Here is a 25,403-nt window from a genome sequence, read left to right as displayed (position 1 = left end):
GTCAGCCAGCCGCGCTTAAAGGCGCGGTTGGCGTCATTCCCAGCGCAAGCGCGCCAGTCGCCATTCATCGCCTTCCCGCCACCACTCCAGCTTGACCCCGTAGTGCCGCGCGCTGTCGGGGATCAGGCCTTCGGCCCCGGTCAGGGCGACCTGCGCCTGGCTGTGGCCTTTGTCGCGGTAAGTCGGGTCGAGGCGGCTATTCTTGCTGAGGGCGATCACCCGGACGTGCTTGTGCCGCAGAAACAGCAGGGCCATGGTGCGCCTGGCCCAGTCGCGGTCGAATTCCTGCTGGGCGGAAAACTGCGGGTGCAGTTGCTCGAGGACGGCGCCGCTGTCTTTCGCTTCCAGGTTGTCCTGCAACTGTTGCACCGCTGCTTCCAGGCTCGCCTGCGGGTCATCCTTGGCCCCGCAGCCCGTCAGCAGGGCGAGAAGCATCACGAAAGGTAGGGCAAATTGCCGAGCCGACATGCTCAATTCCTTTTACATGGTTATGATGCGAGGCAGAGCGGGAAGCGCTAGCGGGCCGTTTGCACACGAGTTGGCGCCGTACCCCACGTATACATCCAGGAGTGCACCATGCAGACTTTGTATCCGGAGATCAAACCCTACGCCCGCCATGAACTGGCGGTAGAGGCGCCGCACGTGCTCTATGTGGACGAGAGCGGTACGCCGGAGGGTCTGCCGGTGGTGTTCATTCACGGTGGCCCGGGCGCCGGTTGCGATGCCCTGAGCCGGCGCTTCTTCGATCCCAACCTGTACCGCATCGTCACCTTCGACCAGCGCGGCTGCGGGCGCTCCACCCCCCATGCGAGCCTGGAAAACAACACCACCTGGGATCTGGTCGCCGACCTGGAGCGCATCCGCGAGCACCTGGGCATCGACAAGTGGGTGCTGTTCGGCGGCTCCTGGGGCTCGACCCTGGCGCTGGCCTACGCCCAGCGCCACCCCGAGCGGGTGCACGCGCTGATCCTGCGCGGCATCTTCCTCTGTCGTCCCCAGGAGTTCCACTGGTTCTACCAGGAAGGCGCCAGCCGCCTGTTCCCCGACTACTGGCAGGATTACCTGGCGCCGATTCCGGCCGAGGAGCGTGGCGAGTTGATGCAGGCGTTCTACAAGCGCCTGACCGGTTCCGACCAGATCGCCCAGATGCACGCGGCCAAGGCCTGGTCGAACTGGGAAGGGCGTACCGCCACCCTGCGACCGAATCCGCAGGTGGTCGAGCGTTTCAACGATTCGCACCGGGCGCTGTCGATCGCCCGGCTCGAGTGCCACTACTTCGTCAACAACGCCTTCCTCGAGGCCGACCAGTTGCTCCGCGACATGCCGAAGATCGCCCACCTGCCCGGGGTGATCGTGCATGGTCGCTATGACGTGATCTGCCCCCTGGACAACGCCTGGGACCTGCACCAGGCCTGGCCCAACAGCGAGCTGCAGATCATCCGCGATGCTGGCCACGCCGCCTCCGAAGTGGGCATCACCGACGCCCTGGTGCGGGCGGCCGACCAGATCGCCCGGCGCCTGCTCGACCTGGCGCCCGACGAAGCATGAAGGCGCTGATCCAGCGGGTCAGTGGCGCGCGGGTGGAAGTCGCCGGCGAGGTCGTCGGCGCCATCGATAGGGGCCTGCTGGCCCTGGTCGCGGTCGAGCCGCAGGACGATCCGGCCAGCGTCGCCAAGCTGCTGCACAAGCTGCTCAACTACCGGATATTCGGCGATGCCGACGGCAAGATGAACCTGTCGCTCGGCGATGTCGGCGGCGGCCTGCTGCTGATCTCGCAGTTCACCCTGGCAGCCGACACGCGCAACGGTCTGCGCCCGAGTTTTTCCACAGCGGCGCCGCCAGCCCTGGGCGCCGCGTTGTTCGAGTTGCTGGTCGAGCAGGCCCGGCTCAAGCATGCGCCGGTCGCCTGCGGCTGCTTCGGTGCCGACATGCAGGTGCATCTGGTCAACGACGGCCCGGTGACCTTTCTGCTTGAAGTCTGAAGGCATGCTCTGGCGAGCGCCGCTGATGAGCCGCCCGCCAGATCTGCTTTGCTGGAACTCCGCACCCTCTTCGTCAACCACCGCGCCAGCAACGGCCCCCATGCAACTCAAACAGAAGATCGTCGCCCTCGCCATTCTGCCGCTGCTGCTGGCCATTGCCGTGATCGGCGCGCTGGTGCTGACGCATGCCCAGCGCCTGGGCGAGCAGCAGGAATTGCTGATCGAGACCAGCATCATCGCCAGCAAGAAGGCCGAGCTGAAGAACTATGTCGAGCTGGGCTTGAGCGCGGTTGCGCCGCTGTATGCCAGCGGTCGCGACGATGCCGTCACCCAGCAGCAGGTGCTGAGCATCTTGCTCGGCCTCGATTACGGCAGCGATGGCTATTTCTTCGTCTACGACGGCAAGGGGCGCAACCTGATGCACCCACGCCAGCCGGAGTTGATCGGTCGCGACCTGGTGAACATGACCAATCCGCATTGGGTGCAGGCGATCCAGGCGCTGTTGCTCAGCGCGCGCAGCGGCGACGGCTTCCAGCGCTATCAATGGGAGAAACCTTCCTCCGGCCAACTGACCGAAAAGCTCGCCTACGTGGTAATGCTCGAGCGCTGGGACTGGATGATCGGCACCGGCCTCTATCTCGATGATGTCGAACTGGCCACCCAGCAGGCGCGGGCCAAGGTGACGGAGAACATCCGCAGCACCATGTGGGCGCTGGCCGGCGTGGCGCTGGTGGCGGTGCTGCTGGTGTCGGCCGCTGGGCTGACCCTGAATGTCAGCGAGCAGCGCCTGGCCGACCGCAAGCTGCAGTTGTTGGCGCAACGCATCGTCAGTTCCCAGGAGGAGGAGCGTTCGCGGGTTTCCCGCGAGCTGCACGACGGCATCAGCCAGTTGCTGGTGTCGGTCAAGTACCGCCTCGAACTGGCCTGTCACGAGCTGGAAAGCGGCCGCAGCCAGGCGTTGGAAACGCTGCGCGGCGGGCTGGCGCGCCTCGGCGGGGCGATCGCCGAGGTGCGGCGCATCTCCCATGATCTGCGCCCCTCGCTGCTGGACAGCTTCGGCCTGCCGGCGGCCATTGGCCAGTTGGCGGTCGAGTTCGAGCAACGCAGCGGGCTGCTGGTCGAATACCGGCAGAGCCTGGACATGCCGCGTCTGCCCGATGGCGAGTCGGTCGCCCTGTTTCGCATCGTGCAGGAGGCGCTGGCCAATATCGCGCGCCACTCCCGTGCCCACCGGGTCAGCATCGCGCTGGAGCAGGAGGGCTCGACCGTGCAGCTGCGGGTGCGCGATGATGGCGTCGGCTTCGACATCGCCCGGATCGAGCAGGGGCGCAGTAGCGGCATCGGCTTGCGCAACATGCGCGAGCGGGTCGAGCACCTGGGTGGCCGTTTTACCTTATCTTCCACGCCAGGCCGCACCGAGCTGATGGTGAGTCTGCCGTTACCGGGGTGAGTCATGTCCAACCTATCCGAAGATCGCCAACCCATCCGTGTCGCCCTGGTCGATGACCACGAGCTGGTGCGCGACGGCCTGCGCGGGCTGTTGGCGGCCATGCCGCAGCTGGAGGTGGTGGGCGAGGCCAGCAGCGGCGCCGAGGCGCTGATCCTGGTCGGCCAGGTGCGCCCGGACCTGCTGCTGGTCGACATCGGCATGAAAGACATGACCGGCCTGCAGCTGACCGAGATCCTCTGTCGTCAGTACCCGGGCATGCAGATCCTGATCCTGAGCATGTACGACCACGCCGAATACGTGACCAGCTCGATCCGTGCCGGCGCCCGCGGCTATGTGCTGAAGGATGCCGCCTCACGGGAAATAGTCGCTGCCATCGATGCGATTGCCGCCGGCGGTACCTACTACAGTGCCGACCTGCTGGAGAAAACCGTCAGCCCGCCGAGCGCCGACGACGAGCTGACCCCGCGTGAGCGCGAGGTGCTGCAGATGCTCGCACAGGGCCTGAGCAACAAGGCCATCGCGCGCCTGCTCGAGATCAGCGTGCGCACCGTCGAAACCCATAGGCTGAGCATTAGGCGCAAGCTGGGCGTCGATACCCCGGCCGGGCTGGTGAAATATGCACTGGAGCGCGGCTGGTTGAGTGTCTGAGGCGGGGCTCTGCAACCGTCCGCCAGGCTAGTCCGCGGCCTCGAGGCCATTGCTGTCTAGCCACTCGAGGGCCCGTTCGCGCGCCTGGCGGGCCTGAAAAGCCTGCCAGGCGGGCTGCAGCTGCGGCAGCTTTTCCAGCTCATAGTCGAAGGTAGGCAAGGGCCGGCGTCCGCTCAGAGCATGGCTGAGCAGGGTGTGCGCGTGCGGGTCGTGCAGGCCGAACAGAAAGGCTGCGCGCATGGCCAGCAGCTCGTCCAGGTCCAGGGGGGCTATGGCCAGGTAGCGGTCGGGCTGGACGTCGTATTTCTCCTCGGTTCCCGGTGCGGGCGCGCCGGGGGCGACGCGCAGCACGCTGCCGGTTGCCAGGTCCAGGTAGCGTTCGCCGGCGTCCTGGCTGAGCAGGGCCTGTTCGAGGCGCGCCAGATCGATGGTCAAGGGGCGCATGGTCGTTGGCTCCGGGTGGAAACCGGTGACATTAACGCGGCTGTCGCAGAGTTGCACCCTGTGGCCTGGCCGGATTGTCTTTCAGGCTTGTTGGGCGAGCGCCTCGGCGACGAAGTCGAGGCGGTCCTGGCCGAAGAACATCTGGCTGCCGACGAAGAACGTCGGGGCGCCGAATACGCCACGCCCGAGCGCTTTCTCGGTGTTGTCCTTGAGCCGTTGCTTGACCGCTTCGTCGCCGACCAGTCGCTCGAATTCGGCGGTATCCAGGCCGGCGGCGCTCAGCACCGCGGCGACGACCTCGGCTTTAGCGAGGTTCTGCTGGCGCACCCAGAGTGCCTCGAAGACCGCCTGTACATAGGGCTGGAACCGCTCCGAGCCGAGGTAACCGACGGCGCCGCGCATCAGCTGCAGGGTATTGATCGGGAAGTGCGGGTTGAACGCCAGGGGCACGCCGTAGCGTCTGGCGAAGCGGGCCAGATCCTGCAGCATGTAGCGACCCTTGGCCGGGATGCTCACCGGCGACTGGTTGCCGCTGGCCTTGAACACGCCGCCGAGCAGCATCGGCCGCCAGAGGATCTGCGCCCCGGCCGCTTCGGCGATACGCGGTAACTGGGTCCAGGCCAGATAGCTGGTCGGGCTGCCGAAGTCGAAGAAAAACTCCACATTCTTGCTCATCGTTTTTTCCTGCTGGTTGGGGCTCTGGCCCAGTCCGTCGCTCGGATGCAATCCGGGTTACGGGTTGGCAAGGTCGGAGGTTCAGAAGGTTTCCGTCCACGGGCGCAGATCCAGTTCGTGCACCCAGCAGTCGCGTGGCTGGCAATGGATCTGCCAGTAGGTCTCGGCGATGTGCTCGGGGTTGAGGATGCCGTCCTGTTCCTTGCGCTGGTACAGCTCGGGGAAGCTTTCGCGGATAAAGACGGTGTCGATGGCGCCATCGATGATCGGGTGGGCGACATGGATGCCCTGCGGACCCAGTTCGCGGGCCATGCTCTGGGCCAGGGCGCGCAAGGCGAACTTGGCGCCGGCGAAGGCGGAAAAATTGGCTCGCCCGCGCAGGGAGGCGGTGGCGCCGGTAAAGATGATGCTGCCGCGGGCGCGTGGCAGCATGACTTTCGCCGCTTCACGACCGGTGAGGAAACCGGCCAGGGCGGCCATCTCCCAGACCTTGCGATAGACCCGCTCGCTGGTCTCGGTGATGGAAAATTGCACATTGGCGCCGATATTGAACACCACCGCCTCCAGCGGGCCGACCTCGCGCTCGATGCTGGCGAACAGTTCGATCACCTCGGCCTCGACCCGCGCATCGCAGCCGAAGGCCCGCGCCGTGCCGCCTGCGGTCTCGATGGCGGCGACCAGCGGCGCCAGTTTGTCCGCGTGGCGGCGGGCCACACAGGCGACATAGCCCTCGCGGGCGAAGCGGCTGGCGATGGCGCCGCCGGTTGCGTCGCCGGCGCCCATCACCAGGATTGCTTTGCGTTCAGCCATTGCGCCTCTCCGTTAGTTCTGTTTTGGAACCTTGCTCGATAGTCGGTTCCATTTTGGAACCTGTCAAGCTATGGTGAGCCATTCCTGATTGGAGGCTGTGCAATGCGTTGGGAAGAACTCGAGCAACAACCCTGTTCCCTGGCCCGCACCCTGTCGGTGGTCGGTGACCGCTGGACCCTGCTGCTGTTGCGTGAATGTTTTCTCGGTATCCGGCGTTTCGACGAATTCGAAAAACGCCTGGGCGTGACCCGTCATGTGCTGGCCGAACGCCTGAAGAAGCTGGTCGAAGCCGGGGTGCTGGACAAGGTCGCCTATCAGCAGCGGCCGTTGCGCGAGGAATACCGCCTGAGCGACAAGGGCCGCGACCTGTATCCCGCCGTGCTGGCCCTGGTCAACTGGGGCGACCGCCATATGAGCGGCGCCGAAGGCGCGCCGATTCGTCATCGGCACAGCCACTGTGGCCAGCCGATGCACGGGGTGCTGGTCTGCTCGGAATGCGGCGAGGCGCTGCAGCCGGGCGCTGTAGTGCTGGAGGAGGCGCCGGCGTTCAAGGGGCAATTGCTGCCGGCGCATTGGCAGGTACAGCGGAGTGGAGAAAAACCGTAGGAGCACGCCATGCGTGCGATCGATTTTCCGGCTATTGCCTTTTCGCGGGCATGGCCCGCTCCTACGGAGTCAGGTGCTCGATTAGAACAAACGCGCCAGCAGGGCGGTAACCGCGGTTTCCACGCGCAGGATGCGCTCGCCCAGTTGCACCGGTTGCAGGCCGGCCTCTTGCAGCTTGTCCACCTCGTAGGGAATCCAGCCGCCTTCCGGGCCTATGGCCAGGGTCACGGCTCGATCCACCGCCCGCGGACAGGCCGGGTAGGCGCCGGGGTGGCCGATCAGGCCGAGGCTGCCGGCTGCCAGCGCCGGCAGGCGGTCCTCGACGAAGGGTTTGAAGCGCTTCTCGATGATGATCTCCGGCAGCACCGTGTCGCGGGCCTGCTCCAGGCCGAGGATCAGCTGTTCGCGAATCGCCGCCGGCTCGAGAAAGGGCGTCTGCCAGAAGCTTTTCTCGACCCGGTAGCTGTTCAGCAGCACCAGCCTGGGTACGCCCATGGCGCTGACCGTCTGCAGCACGCGGCGCAGCATCTTCGGCCGTGGCAGGGCCAGCAGCAGGGTGAGCGGCAGTTTGTCCGGGGCGCGCTGGTCGAGTTCGACGCTCAGCTCGGCTTCGTTGGCATCCAGGCGCAGCAACTGCCCGCTGCCCATCAAGCCATCCAGGCGACCGACGCGCAGGCTGTCGCCGACTGCGGCGCGGTGCACCTCGTGCAGGTGCTTGAGGCGCCGACCACGGAGCAGCGCCCGGTCAGCGGCAACGAAGTCGCCGTCTTCCAGCAACAGCAGGTTCACGGCTGCGCGGCAGGCGGTTGGTCGTCGTGTTCGTGCTCGGCGGCTTCGGCTTCGTGCTCGTCACGGCGCTTGACCAGGCTGCCGCAGAGCAGGCCGGCCTCGAACAGCAGCCACATGGGCACCGCCAGCAGGGTCTGCGAGAACACGTCCGGCGGGGTCAGCACCATGCCGACGGCGAAGCAGCCGACGATCACATAGGGCCGGCTCTTGCGCAGGGCGGCCACGTCGACGACGCCGACCCAGATCAGCAGGAAGGTCGCCACCGGGATCTCGAAGGCCACGCCGAAGGCGAAGAACAGGGTGAGGACGAAGTCCAGGTACTGGCCGATGTCGGTCATCATCGCCACGCCTTCCGGGGTCACGCTGGCGAAGAAGCCGAACATGATCGGGAACACCACGAAATAGGCGAAGGCCATGCCGCCGTAAAACAGCAGGATGCTGGAGATCAGCAGGGGGATGGCGATGCGCTTCTCGTGCTTGTACAGGCCCGGCGCAATGAAGCCCCAGACCTGATGCAGGATGATCGGCATCGACAGGAACAGGGCGACCATCATGGTCAGCTTGAACGGGGTGAGGAAGGGTGAGGCCACGCCCGTGGCGATCATGGTCGCGCCTTCCGGCAAGTACGCCCGCAGGGGCGCGGCGACCAGCGCGTAGATCTCCTGGGAGAAGTAGAACAGCCCGGCAAACAGCAGCAGCACGGCGCCCACGATGCGCAGCAGGCGCGTGCGCAGTTCAGTCAGGTGCGATACCAGGGGCATTTCCTGGTCGCTGTCCGTTGCTCGGCTCATGGTTGTGGGTTCTTTTCCTGGCGGGTGCTGTTGTCTGTTTCGGCCGTAGGGGCGACGTCACTGACCGGGCTTGACTCGGTCATGCTGCTGAGGGGCGCATCGAGGGTCTGCTTCATGGCCTTCATTTCGCGCTCAAGCTCTAGAATCTGCTCGTTATGCAGTTGCCGGCGGATTTCGTCGGCACCGATCTCGCGCTCGACCTCGGCCTTGATCGCGCTGAAGCTGCGCTTGATCCGGCCGATCCAAAGCCCGGCCGTGCGCACTGCACCGGGCAAACGCTCGGGGCCCAGCACCACCAGGGCGACCACGCCGATCAGCAGCAGCTCGGTAAAGCCTATGTCGAACATGGCTCAGTCTTTCTTCGTCGGTTCTTCGACCTTGCGCGCCTGGGCATCGATGGTCTGGCCCTTGGACTCTTCTACCGCCGGCTTGTCGGCGTCGTCGTTACCCATCGATTTCTTGAAGCCCTTGATCGCGTCGCCGAGGTCGGAGCCCAGGCCTTTCAGGCGCTTGGTACCGAACAGCATGACGACGATCAGCAGGATGATCACCAGTTGCCAAATGCTAATGCCACCGAAACCCATGATGTGTACTCCTCAGTAGCTGGTTGTTGATAAATAGCGGGTCAGGATTGCGGGCGCGCGGCTTTTTCCGCGTGTCCGGACAGGCCGAAGCGGCGATCCAGTTCGTCCAGCACCGCTTGCGGATGCTGGCCGAGGGCGGCAAGCATGATCAGGCTGTGGAACCACAGATCGGCGGTTTCGTAGATCAGCTCGTTGCAGTCGCCGCTGACGGCAGCGTCCTTGGCGGCGAGAATGGTTTCCACCGATTCTTCGCCGACCTTTTCCAGAATCTTGTTCAGACCCTTGTGGTACAGGCTGGCGACGTAGGAACTGTCGGGCGCGGCACCTTTGCGCGCCTCCAGGACCTCGGCCAGGCGGCTCAGGGTGTCAGTCATGGCGGTGTCCTTTGGCATAGATGGCATGCGGGTCCTTGAGCACGCCATCGACGGTTTTCCAGGCGCCGTTGTCGAGCACCCGATAGAAGCAGCTTTGCCGACCGGTATGGCAGGCGATGCCGCCCAACTGCTCGACCTTGAGAATGACCACGTCGGCGTCGCAGTCGAGGCGCAGCTCATGCAGCTTCTGCACGTGGCCGGACTCTTCGCCCTTGCGCCACAGCTTGCCACGCGAGCGCGACCAGTAGATGGCGCGCTGTTCGGCGGCGGTCAGGGCCAGGGCTTCGCGGTTCATCCAGGCCATCATCAGCACGCGGCCGGTTTGGTGATCCTGGGCAATCGCCGGCACCAGGCCGTCGCTGTTCCAGTTGATTTCGTCGAGCCAGTCGGTCATCGCTGCTTCCGCCCGTCACGGGCCTGTGGGATAGGGTTCTAGTGTGCCAGCGTGGCTGCGGTGTGGCTATCGGCGCATGACCAGATAAACGCCGCCAGCGAGCATCGCCCAGCTTGGCCAGGCGGCGAGGCTGAGCAGCAGACCTTGGCTGGCCGCGCCGCCAATCAGTACGGCGCCGAGCAGGCGCACCGGCCAATGCGGCTTGCCGCTGGCTGCGAGGGGCGGACTCTGGGGCTGCCGGTTGAGGCGTTCCAGGGCGTCGCGGGCTATTTGCGACAGGTGCGGCACTTGTTCGGCCTGCTGTTGCAGGTTGCGCAGCAGGTGCAGCGGATTGACCCGCTCACGCATCCAGCGCTCGAGGAAGGGCTGGGCGGTGGTCCACAGGTCCAGATCCGGGTAGAGCTGGCGGCCCAGGCCTTCGATATTCAACAGGGTCTTCTGCAGCAGCACCAGCTGCGGCTGGACTTCCATATTGAAGCGCCGGGCGGTCTGGAACAGGCGCAGGAGCAACTGGCCGAAGGAAATATCCTTCAGCGGCCGCTCGAAGATCGGCTCGCAGACGGTGCGGATGGCCGCCTCGAAGTCGTTGACCCGGGTCTCGGCCGGTACCCAGCCGGAGTCGATGTGCAGTTGCGCCACGCGGCGGTAATCGCGCTTGAAGAAGGCCAGCAGGTTGCGCGCCAGGTAGTCCTGGTCTTCGGCGGTCAGGCTGCCGATGATGCCGCAGTCGATCGCGATGTACTGCGGATCCCAGGGCGTGCGGGTGCTGACGAAGATATTGCCGGGGTGCATGTCGGCATGGAAGAAGCTGTCGCGGAACACCTGGGTGAAGAAGATTTCCACGCCGCGCTCGGCCAGCAGCTTCATGTCGGTGCGCTGGTCGGCGAGGGTGGCCAGATCGGTGACCTGGATGCCGTAGATGCGCTCCATCACCAGCACCTTGGGTCGGCACAGCTCCCAGTGGACCTGGGGCACGTAGAGCAGTGGCGAACCTTCGAAGTTGCGCCGCAACTGGCTGGCGTTGGCCGCCTCGCGCAGCAGATCGAGTTCGTCGTAGATGGTTTTCTCGTAGTCGCCGACCACTTCCACCGGGCGCAGGCGGCGGGCATCGGTGGAGGCTTTCTCGGCCAGTCTGGCGAGCAGGAACAGCCAGGCCAGGTCCTGGCGGATCACCGGTTCGAGGCCGGGGCGGATCACCTTGACCACCACTTCCTCGCCGCTCTGCAGTTGCGCGCCATGCACCTGCGCGACCGAGGCGGAGGCCAGCGGCTGGGCATCGAAGCGGGCGAAGACATCGCCGACCTTAGCGCCGAGTTGCTCTTCGATCAGCGCCCGCGAGTGCTCCGGGTCGAACGGCGGCACCTGATCCTGCAGCTTGGCCAGTTCATCGGCGATGTCCACCGGCAGCAGGTCGCGGCGGGTGGAGAGCAATTGGCCGAATTTGATGAAGATCGGCCCCAGTTCTTCCAGGGCCAGGCGCAGGCGCGCACCGCGCGACAAGTGCAGGGCTCTGCGTGGCAACCAGCGCCACGGCAAGGCATAGCGCAGGGCGCGCAGCCAGAGTGGCAGGGGTTGCTGGGCGAACAGCAGGTCATCCAGTTGGTAGCGGATGACCACGCGTTGAATACGCAGCAGACGACGAACGGCGAGCAGCTTCATGCGGTGGGCTTATGCGGTTGGATGAGGCGCTCGATGCGGGCATCGAGACGGTCGAGGTCGAGTTTGAGGCGGTCCAGTTCGGCGAAGTGGGCATCGGCTTCGCGTTGGCCGACCAGGCTGCGCGATTCTTCGCTGAGGTAGTCGGCCAGATTCAGGCGCAGGCTGTCGAGGGTCTGGCTGGTCCAGCTGGCCCGGCTGCGGATATGGCTGCCAAGCAGCTGGCTGGCCACCGGGCCGAGCCAGCGCGACAGCTCGTATTCCCAGTCCAGCTCCAGGTCCTGGAGGATGCCGGCCAGTTCCAGCAGGGCGGCGCTGTCGCCGTCCAGTTCGACTTCGGGGCTGTGCAGCACCGCCGTCTTGTCCTGGCCGGTGGCCAGGCGCAACAGGCTGGTAGCGGGGGCGCGCAGGCGGCAATCGGCCTCGCCGGCCCATTGCCCGGCCAGTTGCAGGCCTTCGCCACTGGGCAGGATGAACAGCTGCAGGGCCGGCGCCGTGCAGTCCACTGCGATGACTTGGCCGCTCAAGCGCGCCAGACGTGGCAGCGCCGTGCTGTCCAGGGCCAGTACCCGGTTGAGGCCGAGCTCGACGCCGGCCAGCAGGGCGGTGCCGAACATCAGGGTTTGATGCCGCGGTGCAGGGCGACGATACCGCCGGTCATGTTGTGGTAGGTGACGCGCTCGAAGCCGGCCTCGACCATCATGGCCTTGAGGGTGTCCTGATCGGGGTGCATGCGGATCGATTCGGCCAGGTAGCGGTAGCTCTCGGCGTCGTTGGTGATCAGCTTGCCCATCAGTGGCATGAAGTTGAACGAGTAGGTGTCGTAGACCTTCGACAGCAGGCTGCTCGACGGCTTGGAAAATTCCAGCACCAGCAGGCGACCGCCAGGCTTGAGCACGCGCAGCATGGAGCGGATGGCGTCTTCCTTGTGGGTGACGTTGCGCAGGCCGAAGGCGATGGTCACGCAATCGAAATGATTGTCCGGGAACGGCAGCTTCTCGGCGTCGGCCTGGACGAATTTGACGTTGCCGGCCACGCCGCGGTCGAGCAGGCGGTCGCGACCGACCTTGAGCATCGATTCGTTGATGTCGGCCAGCACCACTTCGCCGGTCGGGCCGACCAGGCTGGCGAACTTGCGCGCCAGGTCGCCGGTGCCGCCGGCGATATCCAGCACCCGGTTACCCGGGCGCACGCCGGACAGTTCGATGGTGAAGCGCTTCCACAAACGATGCATGCCGCCCGAGAGCAGGTCGTTCATCAGGTCGTATTTGGCGGCCACCGAATGAAACACTTCGGCGACTTTCTGCGCCTTCTGGCTTTCCGGTACATCCTGAAAACCAAAATGCGTGGTGGGTTCGCTGTCGCTGTGCTTGCGCGGGTCGTTCATCTCGCCCTTACCTGAATATAGAGAGGCTGAATAAAGTGGCGGCCATTCTAAACCGAAAAGACGGCTTGCAGCTTGTAGCTTGCCGCTTGCGGCTGCAGCATATTGCTATAGTCGCGCGACTTAAGGTCGCAGTTGGTCTGCTCAGGAGAAACGCCATGGCCAGAATTGATGTGCAACGCCCGCATTCGCTCGGTCGCGAGGTCGCCCGGGAAAAAGCCGAGCAATTGGCCGAACGCCTGGCCCGCGAGTACGCCGTGCGTTACAGCTGGAACGGCGACACCCTGGAGTTCAAACGCAGCGGTGCCGATGGGCGTATCGAGGTGGGCGAAGACCGGGTGCATGTGCAACTCAACCTCGGCCTGCTGCTGTCTGCCATGAGCGGTAGCATCAAGCGGGAAATCGAAGACGTGCTGGATAGGAGCCTCAAGGTCTGAGGCGCTCGTGACATTTTTTCGCGACTAGTATGTGGATTCTAATTTTCCTCGATACCGTGTGCCCAAGCCTGCATTCCGTGGGCGTTTCCTCAAACCACTGCGCGTGAGGTGCACCATGTCGAAAGTTACCGTGAAGAAGAAAATCGAAGTCGAAGACAAAGCCACCGTGCTGACCGACGTCAAAGGCTATGCCCGCAAGATCTGGCTGGCCGGCCTGGGTGCCTATGCCAAGGCTGGACAGGAAGGCGCCGAGTATTTCAAAGAGCTGGTCAAGAGCGGCGAAAGCGTCGAAGAACAGGGCAAGAAGCTGGTCAATGAACAGGTCGAAGCAGCCAACAGCCAGATCGATAGCGTCAAGAGCAGCGTGACCGGCAACGTCAACAGCGTCAAAGGTAAAGTCGAAGTGCAACTCGATAAAATCGAGAAGGCTTTCGACGCGCGTGTGGCCGGCGCACTCAACCGTATCGGCATCCCGTCCAAGCAGGATGTCGCAGCACTCTCTGCTAAGCTTGATGAGCTGAGCGCGTTGCTCGAGCACGTCGCGCGTACCAAATAAGGAGAACAGCATGGCCGTCAAAAAGAAAACCGAAAAGCAGACCAGCTCCTGGATCGGCGAAGTTGAAAAATACTCGCGGCAGATCTGGTTGGCAGGCCTGGGGGCTTACTCCAAGGTCAGCAAGGACGGCACCAAGCTGTTCGATACGCTGGTCAAGGACGGCGAAAAAGCCGAGAAGCTGGCCAAGAGCGAAGTCGAGAAGCAAGTCGATGCGGTGAAGTCCACGGTCGAGTCGAAAGTGGGCAGCACCAAGTCCAAGGTCGACGAAGTCAAGGATCGGGCGATCGGCAAGTGGGGCGAGCTGGAAGAAGCCTTCGACAAGCGCCTGAACAACGCCATTTCGCGTCTCGGCGTACCGAGCCGCAATGAAGTGAAAGCACTCAATGCCAAGGTCGAAAGCCTGACCAAGCAGATCGAGCAATTGACCGGCGTCTCGGTCAAATCGGTCAAGCCGGCAGCCAAGCCAGCAGCAAAAGCCGCCGCCAAACCTGCGGCCAAGACCGCTGCCAAGCCGGCCGCTAAAGCTGCAGCCAAGCCTGCGGCCAAGCCAGCAGCCAAGGCCGCCGCTAAACCAGCAGTTAAAGCTGCGGCCAAGCCAGCGGCCAAGCCTGCTGTAAAACCAGCGGCCAAGCCGGCAGCCAAAGCCGCCGCCAAGCCGGCGCTCAAGCCAGCTGCCGCACCCGTTGCGGCTGAGTCAGTGGCAACTCCTGCGCCTGCTCCGACGCCTGTAGCTGCTCCAGTGGCACCGACCAGCCAGTCCTAAGGACCGGTTGTCGTAAGCGCAAACGCCCGGCACTAGCCGGGCGTTTGCGTTTCTGCGCCGAGATGCAGGCTGTATGTCGTTCAGGCTTCCAGATAGCGCCGGGCCAAATGCTCGGCAGCGAAGCGTGATTCGCTGGTCAGGTGTGGCGCCACCAGCATCATCACCTGATAGACCACCAGGCGGCTCTCACCCTCGCGGCCGATGATGCGCTGATAGTCGAGGGAGAACAGCAGGGTCAGGGTGATCTGCTCGACCAGTTGGCCGAGGGAGTTGGTGTCGCTGACCAACTGGTTTTCCGCCTTCAGTCGTGCCAGCAGCGAGGCCAGGGTGCGTTTCAAGGTGTTCAACCAGTTACGGATACCGCGGGCCAGCTTGGGCAGGCGTCCGGCCAGGTTGGACAGATCCTGGAACAGGAAACGGTAATGCGCCAGGCGTTCGACGATCAGGTGCAGGAACAGCCAGTAGTCCTCGGCATCCAGGCGTACGTCGGGCGGAGGGTCGAGCAGCGGCGCCAGTTCCGCCTGGAAACGCTCGAACAGGCCGAGGATCAGCGGTTCCTTGCCATGGAAGTGGTAGTACAGGTTGCCCGGGCTGATCCCCAGTTCATTGGCGATTTCCAGGATGGAGACATTCGGCTCGCCTTGCTGGTTGAACAGCATCAGCGCGCATTCGAGGATACGATCGCGGGTTTTCATCCGGTCTTCTTATGCTGACGGGGGAGGCCGGAAGATAACCGGCCGAAGGTGGCTTCGGCCAGTGCCCGGTAGTGTGCGCTGCTAGCGTACATGCACGTAGGTGCCGGGGGCCGCCTCCATCGCCGGGTAGTGCGCGTTGCCCAGGGTCATCAGGGTCTCGCGTTGCTTGCCGGCGTGCTCCTGGATCCAGCTCAGCCATTGCGGCCACCAACTGTCGTCGTGCCGCTGGGCGTCATGGTACCAGGCACGCGGGTCGCCGCTGAGCTTGCTGCTCTCGAAGTAGTTGGCCTTGGGATTGCCTGGTGGGTTGAGAATGCTCTGGATATGCCCGCTGTTGGACAGGACGAAACGCTTGTTGCCGCCGACCAGCATGGCCGAGCGATAGACCGCGTCCCAGGGGGTGATGTGGTCATTGATCCCGGCGACGTTGAAACTGTCGACCGTGACCTTTTTCAGGTCGACCGGGGTGCCGCAGACTTCCAGGCCGCCGGCACGGATCAATGGGTTGTGTTTGAAGAAGTCGATCAGGTCGCCATGCAGGGCCGCCGGCAGGCGGGTGTTGTCGTTGTTCCAGTAGAGAATGTCGAAGGCTGGTGGCAGCTTGCCGAGCAGGTAGTTGTTGATCCAGTAGTTCCAGATCAGGTCGTTGGGACGCATCCAGGCGAACACCTTGGCCATGTCGCGACCGTCCAGTACGCCTTGCTGGTAGGAGCGCCGTTTGGCCGCTTCCAGGGTTTTTTCGTCGGCGAAGAGCATGGCTGGGCTGTCGATCTGGCTGTCCAGCAGGCTGACCAGATAGGTGGCGCTGGCGACTTTGCGCAGTTGCCGCCTGGCTTGCAGGTGGCCCTGCAGTGCAGCGATGGTCAGGCCGCCGGCGCAGGCGCCCAGCAGGTTGACTTCCTTGCTGGCGGTGATCGCCCGGCAGGCATCGATGGCCTCCTCGACCGCCTGCACGTAGCTCGACAAGCCCCACTCGCGGTGCCGTGCATCGGGATTGCGCCAGCTGATGATGAAGGTTTGCAAACCGTTCTTCAGGGCGTATTGGACGAAGCTCTTGTCGGGCGACAGGTCGAAGATATAGAACTTGTTGATTTGCGGCGGCACGATCAGCAGCGGTCGGGCGTATTGCTGCTCGCTCATTGGCTTGTACTGGATCAGCTCCAGCAGTTCGTTGCGAAACACCACTGCGCCGGGGGTTGCGGCCAGGTTGCGGCCGACTTCGAAGGCCTGCTTGCTGACTTGGCTGGGCATGCCGTCGTTATGCAGCAGGTCGTCGAACAGGTGGCCCAGGCCTTTGACTACGCTGCTGCCGCCACTGTTGAACAGTTCCTTGAGCGCCAATGGGTTGAGCAGGGTATTGGAGGGGGACAGGGCATCGCCGAGCATGCTGACGACGAAGCGCGCGCGGCTGCGGTCGTCGGCGCTCATGTCGCTTTCCTCGATCCAGCTGTCCAGCTGGTTTTGCCAGGCCAGGTAGGCCTGCAGGCTGCGCCGGTAGAACGGATTGAGCTGCCAGGTCGGGTCGGCAAAGCGCGGATCCTTCGGGTTGACCTTGTACGGCGTGTCGCCGAGCAGTACGCGGCCCAGTTGCCCACCCAGGGCCAGTGCGTGGCGGGCACTGTGGACCGGCTGGCGCAAGCCCTGCAAGGCCAGGCCGCGCAGGGTGGACAGCATATCTCTGGCGCGCAGGCCCGCAACTGCACTCTGGACGTTCATCGGGCTGGTCTGGGCCGGGAGGTGGCGTGTCGGGGGTTGTTTGCGCATGAAGGGGTACTCCAAAGCTATCCGTGATCAGGGAGCAGTACAGCAAGGCTTATACCAGAATCCTGCTAGTTGGCAGACTAGACCAGTGCGCTGTCTCAGAATTATTGTTCCGATGACACCGCCTCGTAGGGTGCGCCGTGCTCACCAGGGTTGTCGGTGGCGCGCACGGCGCGGCCAGCCGCAGCCGCTTGATTGCGGACAGCAACCTGGCGCAGTTTGCTCGCGGGTATGTGACGGAGTAGATCATCACGTGCGGGGTCAGGTGCGCCTGCACCGTGATGGGGCAGGAGGGCACTGGGCGTACCCTCGTCCGATCAGGGGTTGTGAAAAAATCGAGCGCCGTAGCGCAACACCGCAGCGGGCGTTTGGAGGCGGTCGCAGTAGGAGAGCGTTTTTTCACAGCCTCTCAGTGCTGGCGAGCAGGGGTGGGCTGTGGGTGCATCACTGCCCGTTGGCGTTCTTCGGCGAGGAATTTCATGATGATCGGTGCCACTGCTTCGGCGCGGGTCACCAGGAACAGGTGGCCGTCGTCGATCACGTGCAGCTCCGAATTGGGGATGCGCCAGGCCAGCAGGCGCATGTTGATCAGCGGAATCAGTGGGTCGTCGTCGCCGGCCAGTACCAGGGTCGGCTGGCGGATCTTGTGCAGCCAGTGGATGCTGGTCCAGCCAAGGCCGGCGAACAGTTGCCAGTAGTAGCCCATCTTGCCGCCCGAACGCACCTTGCTGGCGTGGGCCAGGGCCAGCTTGGGGTCGCGGCGGAAGGCGCCGCCGTAGATGTCCGGGGCGATCTGTACGCCGTAGGACGGCTGCACATAACGACGCGGGCTGGCCATGCGCCAGAGCACCTTGGGCTTGCCCGGCACCATCACCGCTCCGGCGGCAGTGGCGGCCAGCACCAGTTTCTTGCAGCGCTCCGGGTAGTCATGGGCGAACTGTTGGGCCAGGGCGCCACCCCAGGACACGCCGATCACATTGACCTGGCCGTAGTCCAGGTAGTCGAGCATGCGTGCCGTCAGTTTGGCCAGGCCGGAGAACCGGTACGGTGATCTGGGCGTCGAGGAGCCACCTACGCCGGGTACGTCGAAGGCGATCACTTCGAGTTCGGGGTCGAGCGCCTGGACGAAGGGCATGACCAGTTCCAGGTTGGCGCCGATGCCATTGAAGATCAGCAGTGGCGCCATCTTGCCGTTGCCGGGGCGAACGGCCGTGCGAATGGTCTGACCGTCCAGGTCGATGGTGCGGAATACGAAAGGTAACGACATGCGCGCAGGCCCTATGAGTCAAAACACTGGGTGAGACCATCCAAGGTCACTCCCAGAACTACCAGGGCAAACCTGGTCGCCGGTTCGGCGGATGTGCCGGCTGGGCGAGCGGCACTTCCAGGTGCCGCGGGCAGTGGTGCGCAGTGCGCAATCGATCAACGTTCGTGTACGTAGGTTCCAGGTGCGGCCTCGCCAGGCGGGAACTGTTTGTTGCCCAGCTTGGTGGGGGCTTTCTTGCTGGCGCCGGAGCGTTCGCTCAGCCACTTCTGCCAGTACAGCCACCAGGAGTCGGTGTGTTTGGTCGCGCTGTCCTGCCAGGCTTTCGACTCGTACGGTAGTTCCGTGTTGGTCATGTAGCGCGCCTTGGGGTTGCCCGGCGGGTTGAGAATGCTCTGGATATGCCCGCTGTTGGACAGGACGAACTCGCATTTGCCGCCGAACAGGTGGGCCGATTTGTAGCACGCCTCCCAGGGCGTGATGTGATCGGTGGTGCCGGCCAGGCAGAAGACGTCGCAGGTGACCTGTTTCAGGTCGACGGGGGTGCCGCAGACTTCCAGGGCGCCGGGGCGGGTCAGTGGGTTGGCCTTGAACATGTCGATGAACTCGCCATGCAGCGCGGCGGGCAGGCGCGTGGTGTCGTTGTTCCAGTAGAGGATGTCGAACACCGGCGGTTCGTTGCCGAGCAGGTAGTTGTTGACCCAGTAGTTCCAGATCAGGTCATTGGGACGCATCCAGGCGAACACCTTGGCCATGTCGCTGCCTTCGATGACGCCGGCCTGATAGGAGCGCCGCTTGGCCACCTCCAGGGTCTTCTCGTCGGCGAACAGCGCGACCTGGGTGTCCAGCTTGTTGTCCAGCACGCTGACCAGCAGGGTCAGCGCATGCACCTTCTGCTCGCCGAGCGCCGCGTAGTGGCCGAGCAGCGAGGCGGTGGTCATGCCGCCGGAGCAGGCACCGAGCATGTTGATGTCTTGGCTGCCGGTGATCGCGATGACCGCCTCGATGGCCTCTTTCAGTGCTTCGACATAGCTCGACAGGCCCCACTCGCGTTGCGCCTTGGTCGGGTTGCGCCAGCTGACCACGAAGGTCTGTACGCCGCTGCGCAACAGGAAGCGCGCCAGGCTCTTCTCCGGCGACAGGTCGAACACATAGAACTTGTTGATCTGCGGCGGCACTACCAGCAACGGGCGCTCGTGCACCTGTTCGGTGGTCGGTCGGTACTGGATCAGCTCCAGCACGCTATTGCGGAACACCACCGCGCCTTCGGTGGTGGCCAGGCTTTTGCCGACCTCGAAGGCCTTCATGTCGACCTGGCTGGGCATGCCGCCGTTATTGACGATGTCCTTGGCCAGGTGCGACAGGCCGTCGAGCAGGCTCTTGCCGCCGGTTTCGAAGAAGCGCTTGACCGCCGCCGGGTTGGCCATGCTGTTGCTTGGCGCCAGGGTGTCGGTCATCAGGTTGACCAGGAAGTGGCCGCGGTTGGCGTCCTGTTCCGACAGGTTGCTGTGTTCGACCCAGTCATGCAGTTCCTTGCGCCAGGCCAGGTAGGTCTGCAGATAACGCTTGTACAGCGGATTCTGGCTCCAGGCCGGGTCGACGAAACGGCGGTCGCCACTCTCGGGTTGCAGCTCGGACTTTCCAAACAGGACGTTCTTCAGTTCCACGCCGAAATGAGCGACGTGTTTGGCGCTGTGCAGCGGTTGCCGGATGGCCTGGGTGAGCACCGTGCGTGCCGACGTCAGCAGATCCTTGCTCTGGATGCCGACGATCGGATTCAGGCCGAGGGTGTTCTCTGAAGCTTGGTGTTTCAGATCATCATTGCTTTTTTCAGACATCTACGACGCTCCATTGTCCTGAGGCGAATACCGGCGTGTTGCTGTGCAAGGCGACACGGGACCAGGGCCGGGTATTGCTCGGGTTGCCGGGGGGCGGAACTGATCCGCTTCTCAATCTATGCATCCGGCTTGGCCAAATGCAGGGAACCTGCCAGTTCCTTGGTTACCCGAGTTTGTTGATTTGCGCAAGCTTGCCGCGGTACGGGCAAATGCGCGGAGAGTATGCCGAGATAGATTAGAAAGTGCGCTCTAACCTCGGCGCGGAGAGGGCTTGAGCGTGCGGCCGGCCACCCGTTGCAGGCGGCCGGGACAGGTGGAGAGGCTCTGGCTAGCCTCCCAGGAGTCTGTCGGACTTAACACTGTTCTACTGCGGAAAAGCCACTTTCTTTAGGTAGAGGGGGGCAGTTTTGCTGCTTTCCCTTGTTAAATAGCCAGCTATTCGCCTCGGAAAAGCCCCAAAACTGCCGCAAGCCGAAATGTCGGACCACGGACTTTCCCTCGCTACGAACGGTCAAGTCCGACAGGCTCCTAGAGCATCAGCTTGACCACGGACTCGTCGGGGTCGCGGGCTTTTCCGGCGGCCGCGAGCGCGGCCAGGTAGTCGGCCCACAGGCTGTCCTGATGGGTGGCCAGTTCATACAGGTAGTCCCAGCTGAACAGCCCGCTGTCGTGGCCGTCGTCGAAACAGAGTTTCAGGGCGTAATTGCCGGCCGGCTCGACGCCGCTCAGGGCGACGTGCAATTTACCGGTCTGCATGATCGGCTTGCCATGGCCCTGCACTTCCGCCGAGGGCGAGTGCACGCGGAGGAACTCGGCGCTCAGGCTGTAACTGGCGCTGCCGTACTGCAGCTCCAGGGTTCGCGATGCCTTGTGCAGTTTGACGGCGCTGGGTATGTGCATGGGGCTCAGCCTCAAGTCATAAGCGGCAAGCTACAAGCGCTGTTACGTGCCGCTTGTAGCTTGGCGCTGCGTTTAAAGAATATAACGCGAGAGGTCTTCGTCCTGGGCCAGTTCGCCGAGGTGGCCGTTGACGTAGTTGGCATCGATGCGGATCGGCTTCTCGTCGTGTTGGGCGGCCAGGTCGCCGGCGCTGAAGGACACCTCTTCGAGCAGGCGCTCGAGCAGGGTATGCAGGCGGCGCGCGCCGATATTTTCGGTCTTCTCGTTGACCTGCCAGGCGATCTCGGCGAGACGTTTGATGCCGTCTGCGGCGAACTCGATTTTCAGACCCTCGGTGTTGAGCAGGGCCATGTACTGCTCGGTCAGCGAGGCATGCGGTTCGGTGAGGATGCGTTCGAAGTCTTCCGGCGACAGTGCCTTGAGTTCGACGCGGATCGGCAGGCGGCCTTGCAGTTCCGGTACCAGGTCGCTGGGCTTGCTCAGGTGGAAGGCGCCGGAAGCGATGAACAGGATGTGGTCGGTCTTGATCATGCCCAGCTTGGTGTTGACCGTGCAGCCCTCGATCAGCGGCAGCAGGTCGCGCTGCACGCCCTCGCGGGAGACATCGGCGCCGCCGACATTGCCACGCTTGGCGACCTTGTCGATCTCGTCGATGAAGACGATGCCGTTCTGTTCCACCGCCTCGAGGGCGCGGGCTTTCAGCTCTTCCTCGTTGACCAGGCGTGCGGCCTCTTCGTCGCGCACCAGCTTCAGCGCTTCCTTGACCTTGAGCGTGCGGCTCTTCTTCTTGCCCTTGCCCATGTTGGAGAACAGGTTCTGCAACTGGCTGGTCATCTCTTCCATGCCCGGCGGGGTCATGATCTCGATGCCGGCCGGGCTGTCGGCCACCTCGATGTCGATGTCCTTGTCATCCAGCTGGCCTTCGCGCAGGCGCTTGCGGAACAGCTGGCGGGTATTGGAGTCGCTGCTCGGCGTCGGGTCTTCGTTGAAGCCGGTACGCGGTGGTGGCAGCAGGGCATCGAGGATGCGCTCTTCGGCGGCGTCTTCGGCGCGGTGGCGGACCTTGACCATCTCCTGCTCGCGGAGCATTTTCACCGCCGCATCGGCCAGGTCGCGAATGATCGATTCGACATCACGGCCGACGTAGCCGACTTCGGTGAACTTGGTCGCCTCGACCTTGATGAAGGGTGCGCCGGCCAGTTTGGCCAGGCGGCGGGCGATCTCGGTCTTGCCGACCCCGGTCGGGCCGATCATCAGGATGTTCTTCGGCGTCACTTCGGCGCGCAGCTCCAGCGGCAGCTGCATGCGTCGCCAGCGATTGCGCAGGGCGATGGCCACGGCGCGCTTGGCGTCGTCCTGGCCGATGATGTGGCGGTTGAGTTCGTGCACGATCTCACGGGGCGTCATGGACATAGCAGGCGGCTCCAAACGGAAATCGGCTCAGATGGCCGAGTCCAGTTCCTCGATAGTCAGATTCTGATTGGTAAAGACGCAGATGGACGCGGCAATGTTCAACGCCTTTTCCGCGATTTCGTGGGCCGACATCTGCTCGGTGTTCTCCAGCAAGGCCAGGGCCGCCGCCTGGGCGAAGCCGCCACCGGAACCCATGGCGATCAGGCCGTGCTCCGGCTCCACCACGTCGCCATTGCCGGTGATGATCAGCGAGGCGTCCTTGTTGGCCACTGCGAGCATGGCTTCCAGGCGGCTCAGTGACCGATCGGTGCGCCAGTCCTTGGCCAGTTCGACGGCGGCGCGCACCAGGTGGCCCTGATGTTTTTCCAGCTTGCCTTCGAAGCGCTCGAACAGGGTGAAGGCATCCGCGGTGGCACCGGCAAAACCGGCCAGTACTTGGCCGTGATAGAGGCGCCGAACCTTTTTCGCATTGCCTTTCATCACGGTGTTGCCGAGGGAAACCTGGCCGTCGCCGCCCATGACGACTTTGCCGTGGCGGCGCACTGAAACGATGGTGGTCAAGGGGAGAGTCTCCACGCAGCGGGGCGAAAATGCCCAATGCAGATGCAAATGGGGGGGCGTGGGCTACTTTTCAACCGGCGGCGGAAATTTCTCGACCAAGCGGCGTGAACGCGGCTGTAACAGCAGGTTGCCGATACGGGGCCATGCGCCGTCAGGAGAAGCCCCCGGCCGGCCCTGGCGAGCCGGTCGGGCGAGGCTCAGCGGCTCTGTCGTTGCTGCAGCAGCAGATTGCCGAAGCCGTTGGCGGACAGGGCTTTCTGCGAGACCGCGAGTTGCTCGCGGTTGGCGAAGGGGCCGACCAGTACGCGGTACCAGGTTTCTTCGCGCACCCTGCCGGACTCCACGCGCACGCTCTGGCCGAGCAGGGTGATTTGCGCGCGGACGCTTTCTGCATCGTCCTTGCGCCGGAACGAACCGGCCTGGAGAAAAAACTGGGTGCTCAGTGGCGCCTGGGTAACGGTGGGCGCCGGAGCCACGGGCGGTGCGGGTGGCGGGGTTTCGCCGTTGAGTGCGGCCAGGGCGCGCGCGGCGTCGATCTTCGCCGCTTGCTCCGGGGTCACCGCGGGTTGTGCGGGGGCGGGTGGCGGCAGGGCGTCCGGCGGCACTATGACTTCCGACTCGGGCAGCAGGGTGTAGAAGTCGTACTTGGGTTTGCTCGGCTGCGGCTGCGTACTGGCTTTCGGCGCTGGCTTGCTGGCGCGGGCGCTCTCGGCCTTGTTGCGTTTGACCGCATCGCCACCCGGTTGCAGGTTCATCAGCAGCATGACGAACACGCCAACGGCAAGACCGCAGGCCAGCCAGATCCAGCCGGGTACGGGTTGCTTGGCCGGTGCCTTGTAGCGGCTGGCACCGCGTTTGGCTGGCGGCTTCTTCTTCGCTGCCACTTACATGCGCTCCAGGGTTTCCAGGCCGAGCAGTTCCAGGCCCTGCTTGAGCGTGCGGCCGGTCAGTGCGGCCAGGCGCAGGCGGCTCTGCTGGGTGGCTTGGTCTTCGGCAGCGAGGATCGGGCAGTGCTCGTAGAAACTGGAGAACAGTCCGGCCAGGTCATAGAGATAGGCGCAGAGCAGGTGCGGCTCGCCCTTGTCGGCGACGTTGTTCAGCACTTCGCCGAGCTGCGCCAGTTTGCCGGCCAGGGCCAGTTCCTGTTCGGCCTCGAGGGCGATCTGCCCTGCGAGGCTGCTGTTGCCCAGCTTGCGGAACACGCTGGCCACCCGGGTGTAGGCGTACAGCAGGTAGGGCGCGGTGTTGCCCTCGAAGCTGAGCATCTGCTCGAAGTTGAAGCGGTAGTCGCTGGTGCGGTGCTTGGACAGGTCGGCGTACTTCACCGCGCCGATGCCGACGGCGTGGGCGATGCTGCGCAGCTCGCTTTCATCCAGCTCCGGATTCTTGCCCTTGACCAGGCTGTAGGCGCGTTCTTCGGCCTCGTCGAGCAGGTCGATCAGTTTCACCGTGCCGCCGTCGCGGGTCTTGAACGGGCGGCCGTCGGCGCCGTTCATGGTGCCGAAACCCATGTGCTCGAGTTGCATGCCCGGGTGGACGAAGCCGGCGCGGCGCGCCACTTCGAAGGCCATCTGGAAGTGCAGGGCCTGGCGCTGGTCGACGAAGTACAGGGCGCGGTCGGCCTTGAGCACCTGGCTGCGATAACGCATGGCGGCCAGATCGGTGGTCGCGTAGAGGTAGCCGCCGCCGGCCTTCTGCACGATCACCGGCAGCGGATTGCCTTCGGCGTTCTTGAACTCGTCCATGAACACGCACTGGGCGCCGTCGCTCTCGCTGAGCAGGCCCTTGGCGCGCAGGGCCTCGATGATGGCCGGCAGCTCGGCGTTGTAGGCGCTCTCGCCCTTGACGTCGGCCGGGCTCAGCTTGACGCCCAGGCGGTCATAGGCCTGCTGGCAGTGCGACAGGGAAATCGCGTTGAAGCGGTGCCACAGGCGCAGGCACTCGGCTTCGCCGGCTTGCAACTGGACCACCAGTTCGCGGGCGCGTTCGGCAAACTCGGCGGAATCGTCGAAGCATTTCTTCGCCGCGCGGTAGAAGCCTTCGAGGTCGGCCAGCTCGCTTTCGGCGGCGGCCGGATTGGCTTCCATAAAGGCCAGCAGCATGCCGAACTGGGTGCCCCAGTCGCCGACGTGGTTCTGTCGGATCACTGTATCGCCGAGGAATTCCAGCACCCGGGCCACGGCGTCGCCGATGATGGTCGAGCGCAGGTGGCCGACGTGCATTTCCTTGGCCAGGTTCGGCGAGGACAGGTCGACTACCACGGTCTGCGGCTTGCCGGCCTTGCGCACGCCGAGCTTGGCATCCGCGAGCAGGGCATCCAGGCGCCCGGCCAGTGCTTGAGTGTTCTGGTAGAAGTTGAGGAAGCCGGGGCCGGCGATTTCGACCTTGCTGATCTGCTCGTCGCCGGGCAGCGCGGCAATCAGCTTCTCGGCCAGCTCGCGCGGTTTCAGGCTCGCCGGCTTGGCCAGCATCATGGCGATATTGCTGGCGAAATCGCCGTGGCTCTTGTCCTTGGTGTTCTCCACCTGGATCGTCGGGCTCAGGCCCTCGGGCAGCACGCCTTCGGTTGTCAGGCGGGTCAGGGCTTGCTGGATCAGGTGGCGAATAGTGTCTTTCATGGTCTCTCGG

General features: G+C 64.2%; 30 protein-coding genes. 8 read left to right on the top strand and 22 right to left on the bottom strand.

From position 1 onward, the window contains the following. Positions 1-33: 33 nt before the first annotated feature. Positions 34-468, bottom strand: a complete 435-nt coding sequence (locus BM315_RS11850; RefSeq protein ID WP_090501153.1) for a hypothetical protein — start codon at positions 466-468, stop codon at positions 34-36. Positions 469-576: 108 nt separating this feature from the next. Here BM315_RS11850 and pip point away from each other — a divergent pair, with 108 nt between their 5' ends. The 4 genes from pip (at position 577) to BM315_RS11830 (ending at position 4,080) form a co-directional block, all read left to right on the top strand. After that, complete coding sequence (gene pip, locus BM315_RS11845) at positions 577-1,548, top strand: prolyl aminopeptidase (RefSeq protein ID WP_090501151.1); 972 nt, start codon at positions 577-579, stop codon at positions 1,546-1,548. Beyond that, a complete protein-coding gene (dtd, locus tag BM315_RS11840; protein WP_090501149.1) occupies positions 1,545-1,982 on the top strand; it encodes a D-aminoacyl-tRNA deacylase in 438 nt (145 codons plus the stop codon). The genes pip and dtd overlap by 4 nt, the downstream gene beginning before the upstream one ends. Positions 1,983-2,082: 100 nt before the next feature. Beyond that, complete coding sequence (locus BM315_RS11835) at positions 2,083-3,432, top strand: cache domain-containing protein (RefSeq protein WP_090501147.1); 1,350 nt, start codon at positions 2,083-2,085, stop codon at positions 3,430-3,432. Between the two features lie 3 nt (positions 3,433-3,435). Beyond that, positions 3,436-4,080 carry a response regulator gene (locus tag BM315_RS11830; protein WP_090501145.1) on the top strand — a complete coding sequence of 215 codons (645 nt, stop codon included), beginning with the start codon at positions 3,436-3,438 and terminating at the stop codon, positions 4,078-4,080. 27 nt (positions 4,081-4,107) lie between these two features. On the opposite strand, the gene BM315_RS11825 is transcribed toward BM315_RS11830, so the two are convergent. The 3 genes from BM315_RS11825 to BM315_RS11815 form a co-directional block, all read right to left on the bottom strand. Continuing rightward, positions 4,108-4,524, bottom strand: coding sequence for a UPF0158 family protein (locus tag BM315_RS11825; RefSeq protein ID WP_090501143.1), 417 nt, complete (start codon positions 4,522-4,524; stop codon positions 4,108-4,110). A gap of 81 nt (positions 4,525-4,605) precedes the next feature. Then, positions 4,606-5,199, bottom strand: coding sequence for a 2-hydroxychromene-2-carboxylate isomerase (locus BM315_RS11820; RefSeq protein WP_090501142.1), 594 nt, complete (start codon positions 5,197-5,199; stop codon positions 4,606-4,608). Positions 5,200-5,280: 81 nt separating this feature from the next. Then, a complete protein-coding gene (locus BM315_RS11815) occupies positions 5,281-6,009 on the bottom strand; it encodes an SDR family oxidoreductase (RefSeq protein WP_090501140.1) in 729 nt (242 codons plus the stop codon). Between the two features lie 102 nt (positions 6,010-6,111). Here BM315_RS11815 and BM315_RS11810 point away from each other — a divergent pair, with 102 nt between their 5' ends. After that, positions 6,112-6,615, top strand: coding sequence for a winged helix-turn-helix transcriptional regulator (locus BM315_RS11810; protein ID WP_090501138.1), 504 nt, complete (start codon positions 6,112-6,114; stop codon positions 6,613-6,615). 81 nt (positions 6,616-6,696) lie between these two features. Here the strand turns inward: BM315_RS11810 and BM315_RS11805 are convergent, their stop codons facing one another. The 9 genes from BM315_RS11805 to ubiE all read right to left on the bottom strand — a co-directional run bounded on the left by BM315_RS11805 (position 6,697) and on the right by ubiE (position 12,590). Continuing rightward, the gene (locus tag BM315_RS11805; RefSeq protein WP_090501135.1) at positions 6,697-7,404 is read right to left on the bottom strand and encodes a 16S rRNA (uracil(1498)-N(3))-methyltransferase; all 708 of its coding nucleotides are present in this window, start codon (positions 7,402-7,404) and stop codon (positions 6,697-6,699) included. Beyond that, positions 7,401-8,195: a twin-arginine translocase subunit TatC gene (gene tatC, locus BM315_RS11800; RefSeq protein WP_090501133.1), complete on the bottom strand. Its 795-nt coding sequence runs from the start codon at positions 8,193-8,195 to the stop codon at positions 7,401-7,403. The genes BM315_RS11805 and tatC overlap by 4 nt, the downstream gene beginning before the upstream one ends. After that, entirely contained in the window at positions 8,192-8,542 is a 351-nt protein-coding gene (gene tatB / locus BM315_RS11795; protein WP_090501131.1) for a Sec-independent protein translocase protein TatB, read from the bottom strand. Before tatB ends, tatC begins: the two co-directional genes overlap by 4 nt. Before the next feature lie 3 nt (positions 8,543-8,545). Continuing rightward, positions 8,546-8,779, bottom strand: coding sequence for a twin-arginine translocase TatA/TatE family subunit (tatA, locus tag BM315_RS11790; RefSeq protein WP_090501128.1), 234 nt, complete (start codon positions 8,777-8,779; stop codon positions 8,546-8,548). A gap of 41 nt (positions 8,780-8,820) precedes the next feature. Next, the gene (locus BM315_RS11785; RefSeq protein WP_090501126.1) at positions 8,821-9,153 is read right to left on the bottom strand and encodes a phosphoribosyl-ATP diphosphatase; all 333 of its coding nucleotides are present in this window, start codon (positions 9,151-9,153) and stop codon (positions 8,821-8,823) included. After that, positions 9,146-9,547: a phosphoribosyl-AMP cyclohydrolase gene (hisI, locus tag BM315_RS11780; RefSeq protein ID WP_090501124.1), complete on the bottom strand. Its 402-nt coding sequence runs from the start codon at positions 9,545-9,547 to the stop codon at positions 9,146-9,148. The genes BM315_RS11785 and hisI overlap by 8 nt, the downstream gene beginning before the upstream one ends. Before the next feature lie 66 nt (positions 9,548-9,613). Beyond that, positions 9,614-11,206, bottom strand: a complete 1,593-nt coding sequence (ubiB, locus tag BM315_RS11775) for a ubiquinone biosynthesis regulatory protein kinase UbiB (RefSeq protein WP_090501122.1) — start codon at positions 11,204-11,206, stop codon at positions 9,614-9,616. Continuing rightward, on the bottom strand, positions 11,203-11,820 hold the full coding sequence (locus BM315_RS11770; protein ID WP_090501120.1) for a ubiquinone biosynthesis accessory factor UbiJ: 618 nt from the start codon (positions 11,818-11,820) through the stop codon (positions 11,203-11,205). The genes ubiB and BM315_RS11770 overlap by 4 nt, the downstream gene beginning before the upstream one ends. After that, positions 11,820-12,590, bottom strand: a complete 771-nt coding sequence (gene ubiE, locus BM315_RS11765; protein WP_090501118.1) for a bifunctional demethylmenaquinone methyltransferase/2-methoxy-6-polyprenyl-1,4-benzoquinol methylase UbiE — start codon at positions 12,588-12,590, stop codon at positions 11,820-11,822. The genes BM315_RS11770 and ubiE overlap by 1 nt, the downstream gene beginning before the upstream one ends. Positions 12,591-12,745: 155 nt before the next feature. Between ubiE and BM315_RS11760 the strand changes: the two genes are divergently transcribed. The 3 genes from BM315_RS11760 to BM315_RS11750 all read left to right on the top strand — a co-directional run bounded on the left by BM315_RS11760 (position 12,746) and on the right by BM315_RS11750 (position 14,343). Continuing rightward, positions 12,746-13,024, top strand: coding sequence for a polyhydroxyalkanoic acid system family protein (locus BM315_RS11760; protein ID WP_090501116.1), 279 nt, complete (start codon positions 12,746-12,748; stop codon positions 13,022-13,024). A gap of 115 nt (positions 13,025-13,139) precedes the next feature. After that, on the top strand, positions 13,140-13,580 hold the full coding sequence (locus tag BM315_RS11755) for a phasin family protein (protein ID WP_090501114.1): 441 nt from the start codon (positions 13,140-13,142) through the stop codon (positions 13,578-13,580). Between the two features lie 10 nt (positions 13,581-13,590). Then, positions 13,591-14,343: a phasin family protein gene (locus BM315_RS11750; RefSeq protein WP_090501112.1), complete on the top strand. Its 753-nt coding sequence runs from the start codon at positions 13,591-13,593 to the stop codon at positions 14,341-14,343. Between the two features lie 80 nt (positions 14,344-14,423). Here the strand turns inward: BM315_RS11750 and BM315_RS11745 are convergent, their stop codons facing one another. The 9 genes from BM315_RS11745 to argS form a co-directional block, all read right to left on the bottom strand. Continuing rightward, entirely contained in the window at positions 14,424-15,038 is a 615-nt protein-coding gene (locus BM315_RS11745; protein ID WP_090501110.1) for a TetR/AcrR family transcriptional regulator, read from the bottom strand. Between the two features lie 81 nt (positions 15,039-15,119). Continuing rightward, positions 15,120-16,802: a class II poly(R)-hydroxyalkanoic acid synthase gene (phaC, locus tag BM315_RS11740; RefSeq protein WP_090501108.1), complete on the bottom strand. Its 1,683-nt coding sequence runs from the start codon at positions 16,800-16,802 to the stop codon at positions 15,120-15,122. A gap of 406 nt (positions 16,803-17,208) precedes the next feature. Continuing rightward, positions 17,209-18,066 carry a poly(3-hydroxyalkanoate) depolymerase gene (phaZ, locus tag BM315_RS11735; protein WP_090501106.1) on the bottom strand — a complete coding sequence of 286 codons (858 nt, stop codon included), beginning with the start codon at positions 18,064-18,066 and terminating at the stop codon, positions 17,209-17,211. Positions 18,067-18,221: 155 nt separating this feature from the next. Next, positions 18,222-19,901 carry a class II poly(R)-hydroxyalkanoic acid synthase gene (phaC, locus tag BM315_RS11730; RefSeq protein ID WP_090501103.1) on the bottom strand — a complete coding sequence of 560 codons (1,680 nt, stop codon included), beginning with the start codon at positions 19,899-19,901 and terminating at the stop codon, positions 18,222-18,224. Positions 19,902-20,429: 528 nt separating this feature from the next. Continuing rightward, positions 20,430-20,801: a gamma-butyrobetaine hydroxylase family protein gene (locus tag BM315_RS11725; protein ID WP_090501101.1), complete on the bottom strand. Its 372-nt coding sequence runs from the start codon at positions 20,799-20,801 to the stop codon at positions 20,430-20,432. Between the two features lie 72 nt (positions 20,802-20,873). Beyond that, positions 20,874-22,214: an ATP-dependent protease ATPase subunit HslU gene (gene hslU, locus BM315_RS11720; protein ID WP_090501099.1), complete on the bottom strand. Its 1,341-nt coding sequence runs from the start codon at positions 22,212-22,214 to the stop codon at positions 20,874-20,876. A gap of 27 nt (positions 22,215-22,241) precedes the next feature. Continuing rightward, positions 22,242-22,775: an ATP-dependent protease subunit HslV gene (hslV, locus tag BM315_RS11715; protein WP_090501097.1), complete on the bottom strand. Its 534-nt coding sequence runs from the start codon at positions 22,773-22,775 to the stop codon at positions 22,242-22,244. A 197-nt stretch (positions 22,776-22,972) separates the two neighbouring features. After that, entirely contained in the window at positions 22,973-23,659 is a 687-nt protein-coding gene (locus BM315_RS11710) for an SPOR domain-containing protein (protein WP_090501095.1), read from the bottom strand. Further along, positions 23,660-25,393 carry an arginine--tRNA ligase gene (gene argS / locus BM315_RS11705; protein ID WP_090501093.1) on the bottom strand — a complete coding sequence of 578 codons (1,734 nt, stop codon included), beginning with the start codon at positions 25,391-25,393 and terminating at the stop codon, positions 23,660-23,662. It abuts the gene before it with no gap. Positions 25,394-25,403: the final 10 nt, after the last annotated feature.

The organism is Pseudomonas borbori (genome assembly GCF_900115555.1).
GTDB lineage: Bacteria > Pseudomonadota > Gammaproteobacteria > Pseudomonadales > Pseudomonadaceae > Aquipseudomonas > Aquipseudomonas borbori.
Note: the sequence above shows the minus strand (reverse complement) of the source record. Positions and strands in the feature narration are given on the sequence as shown.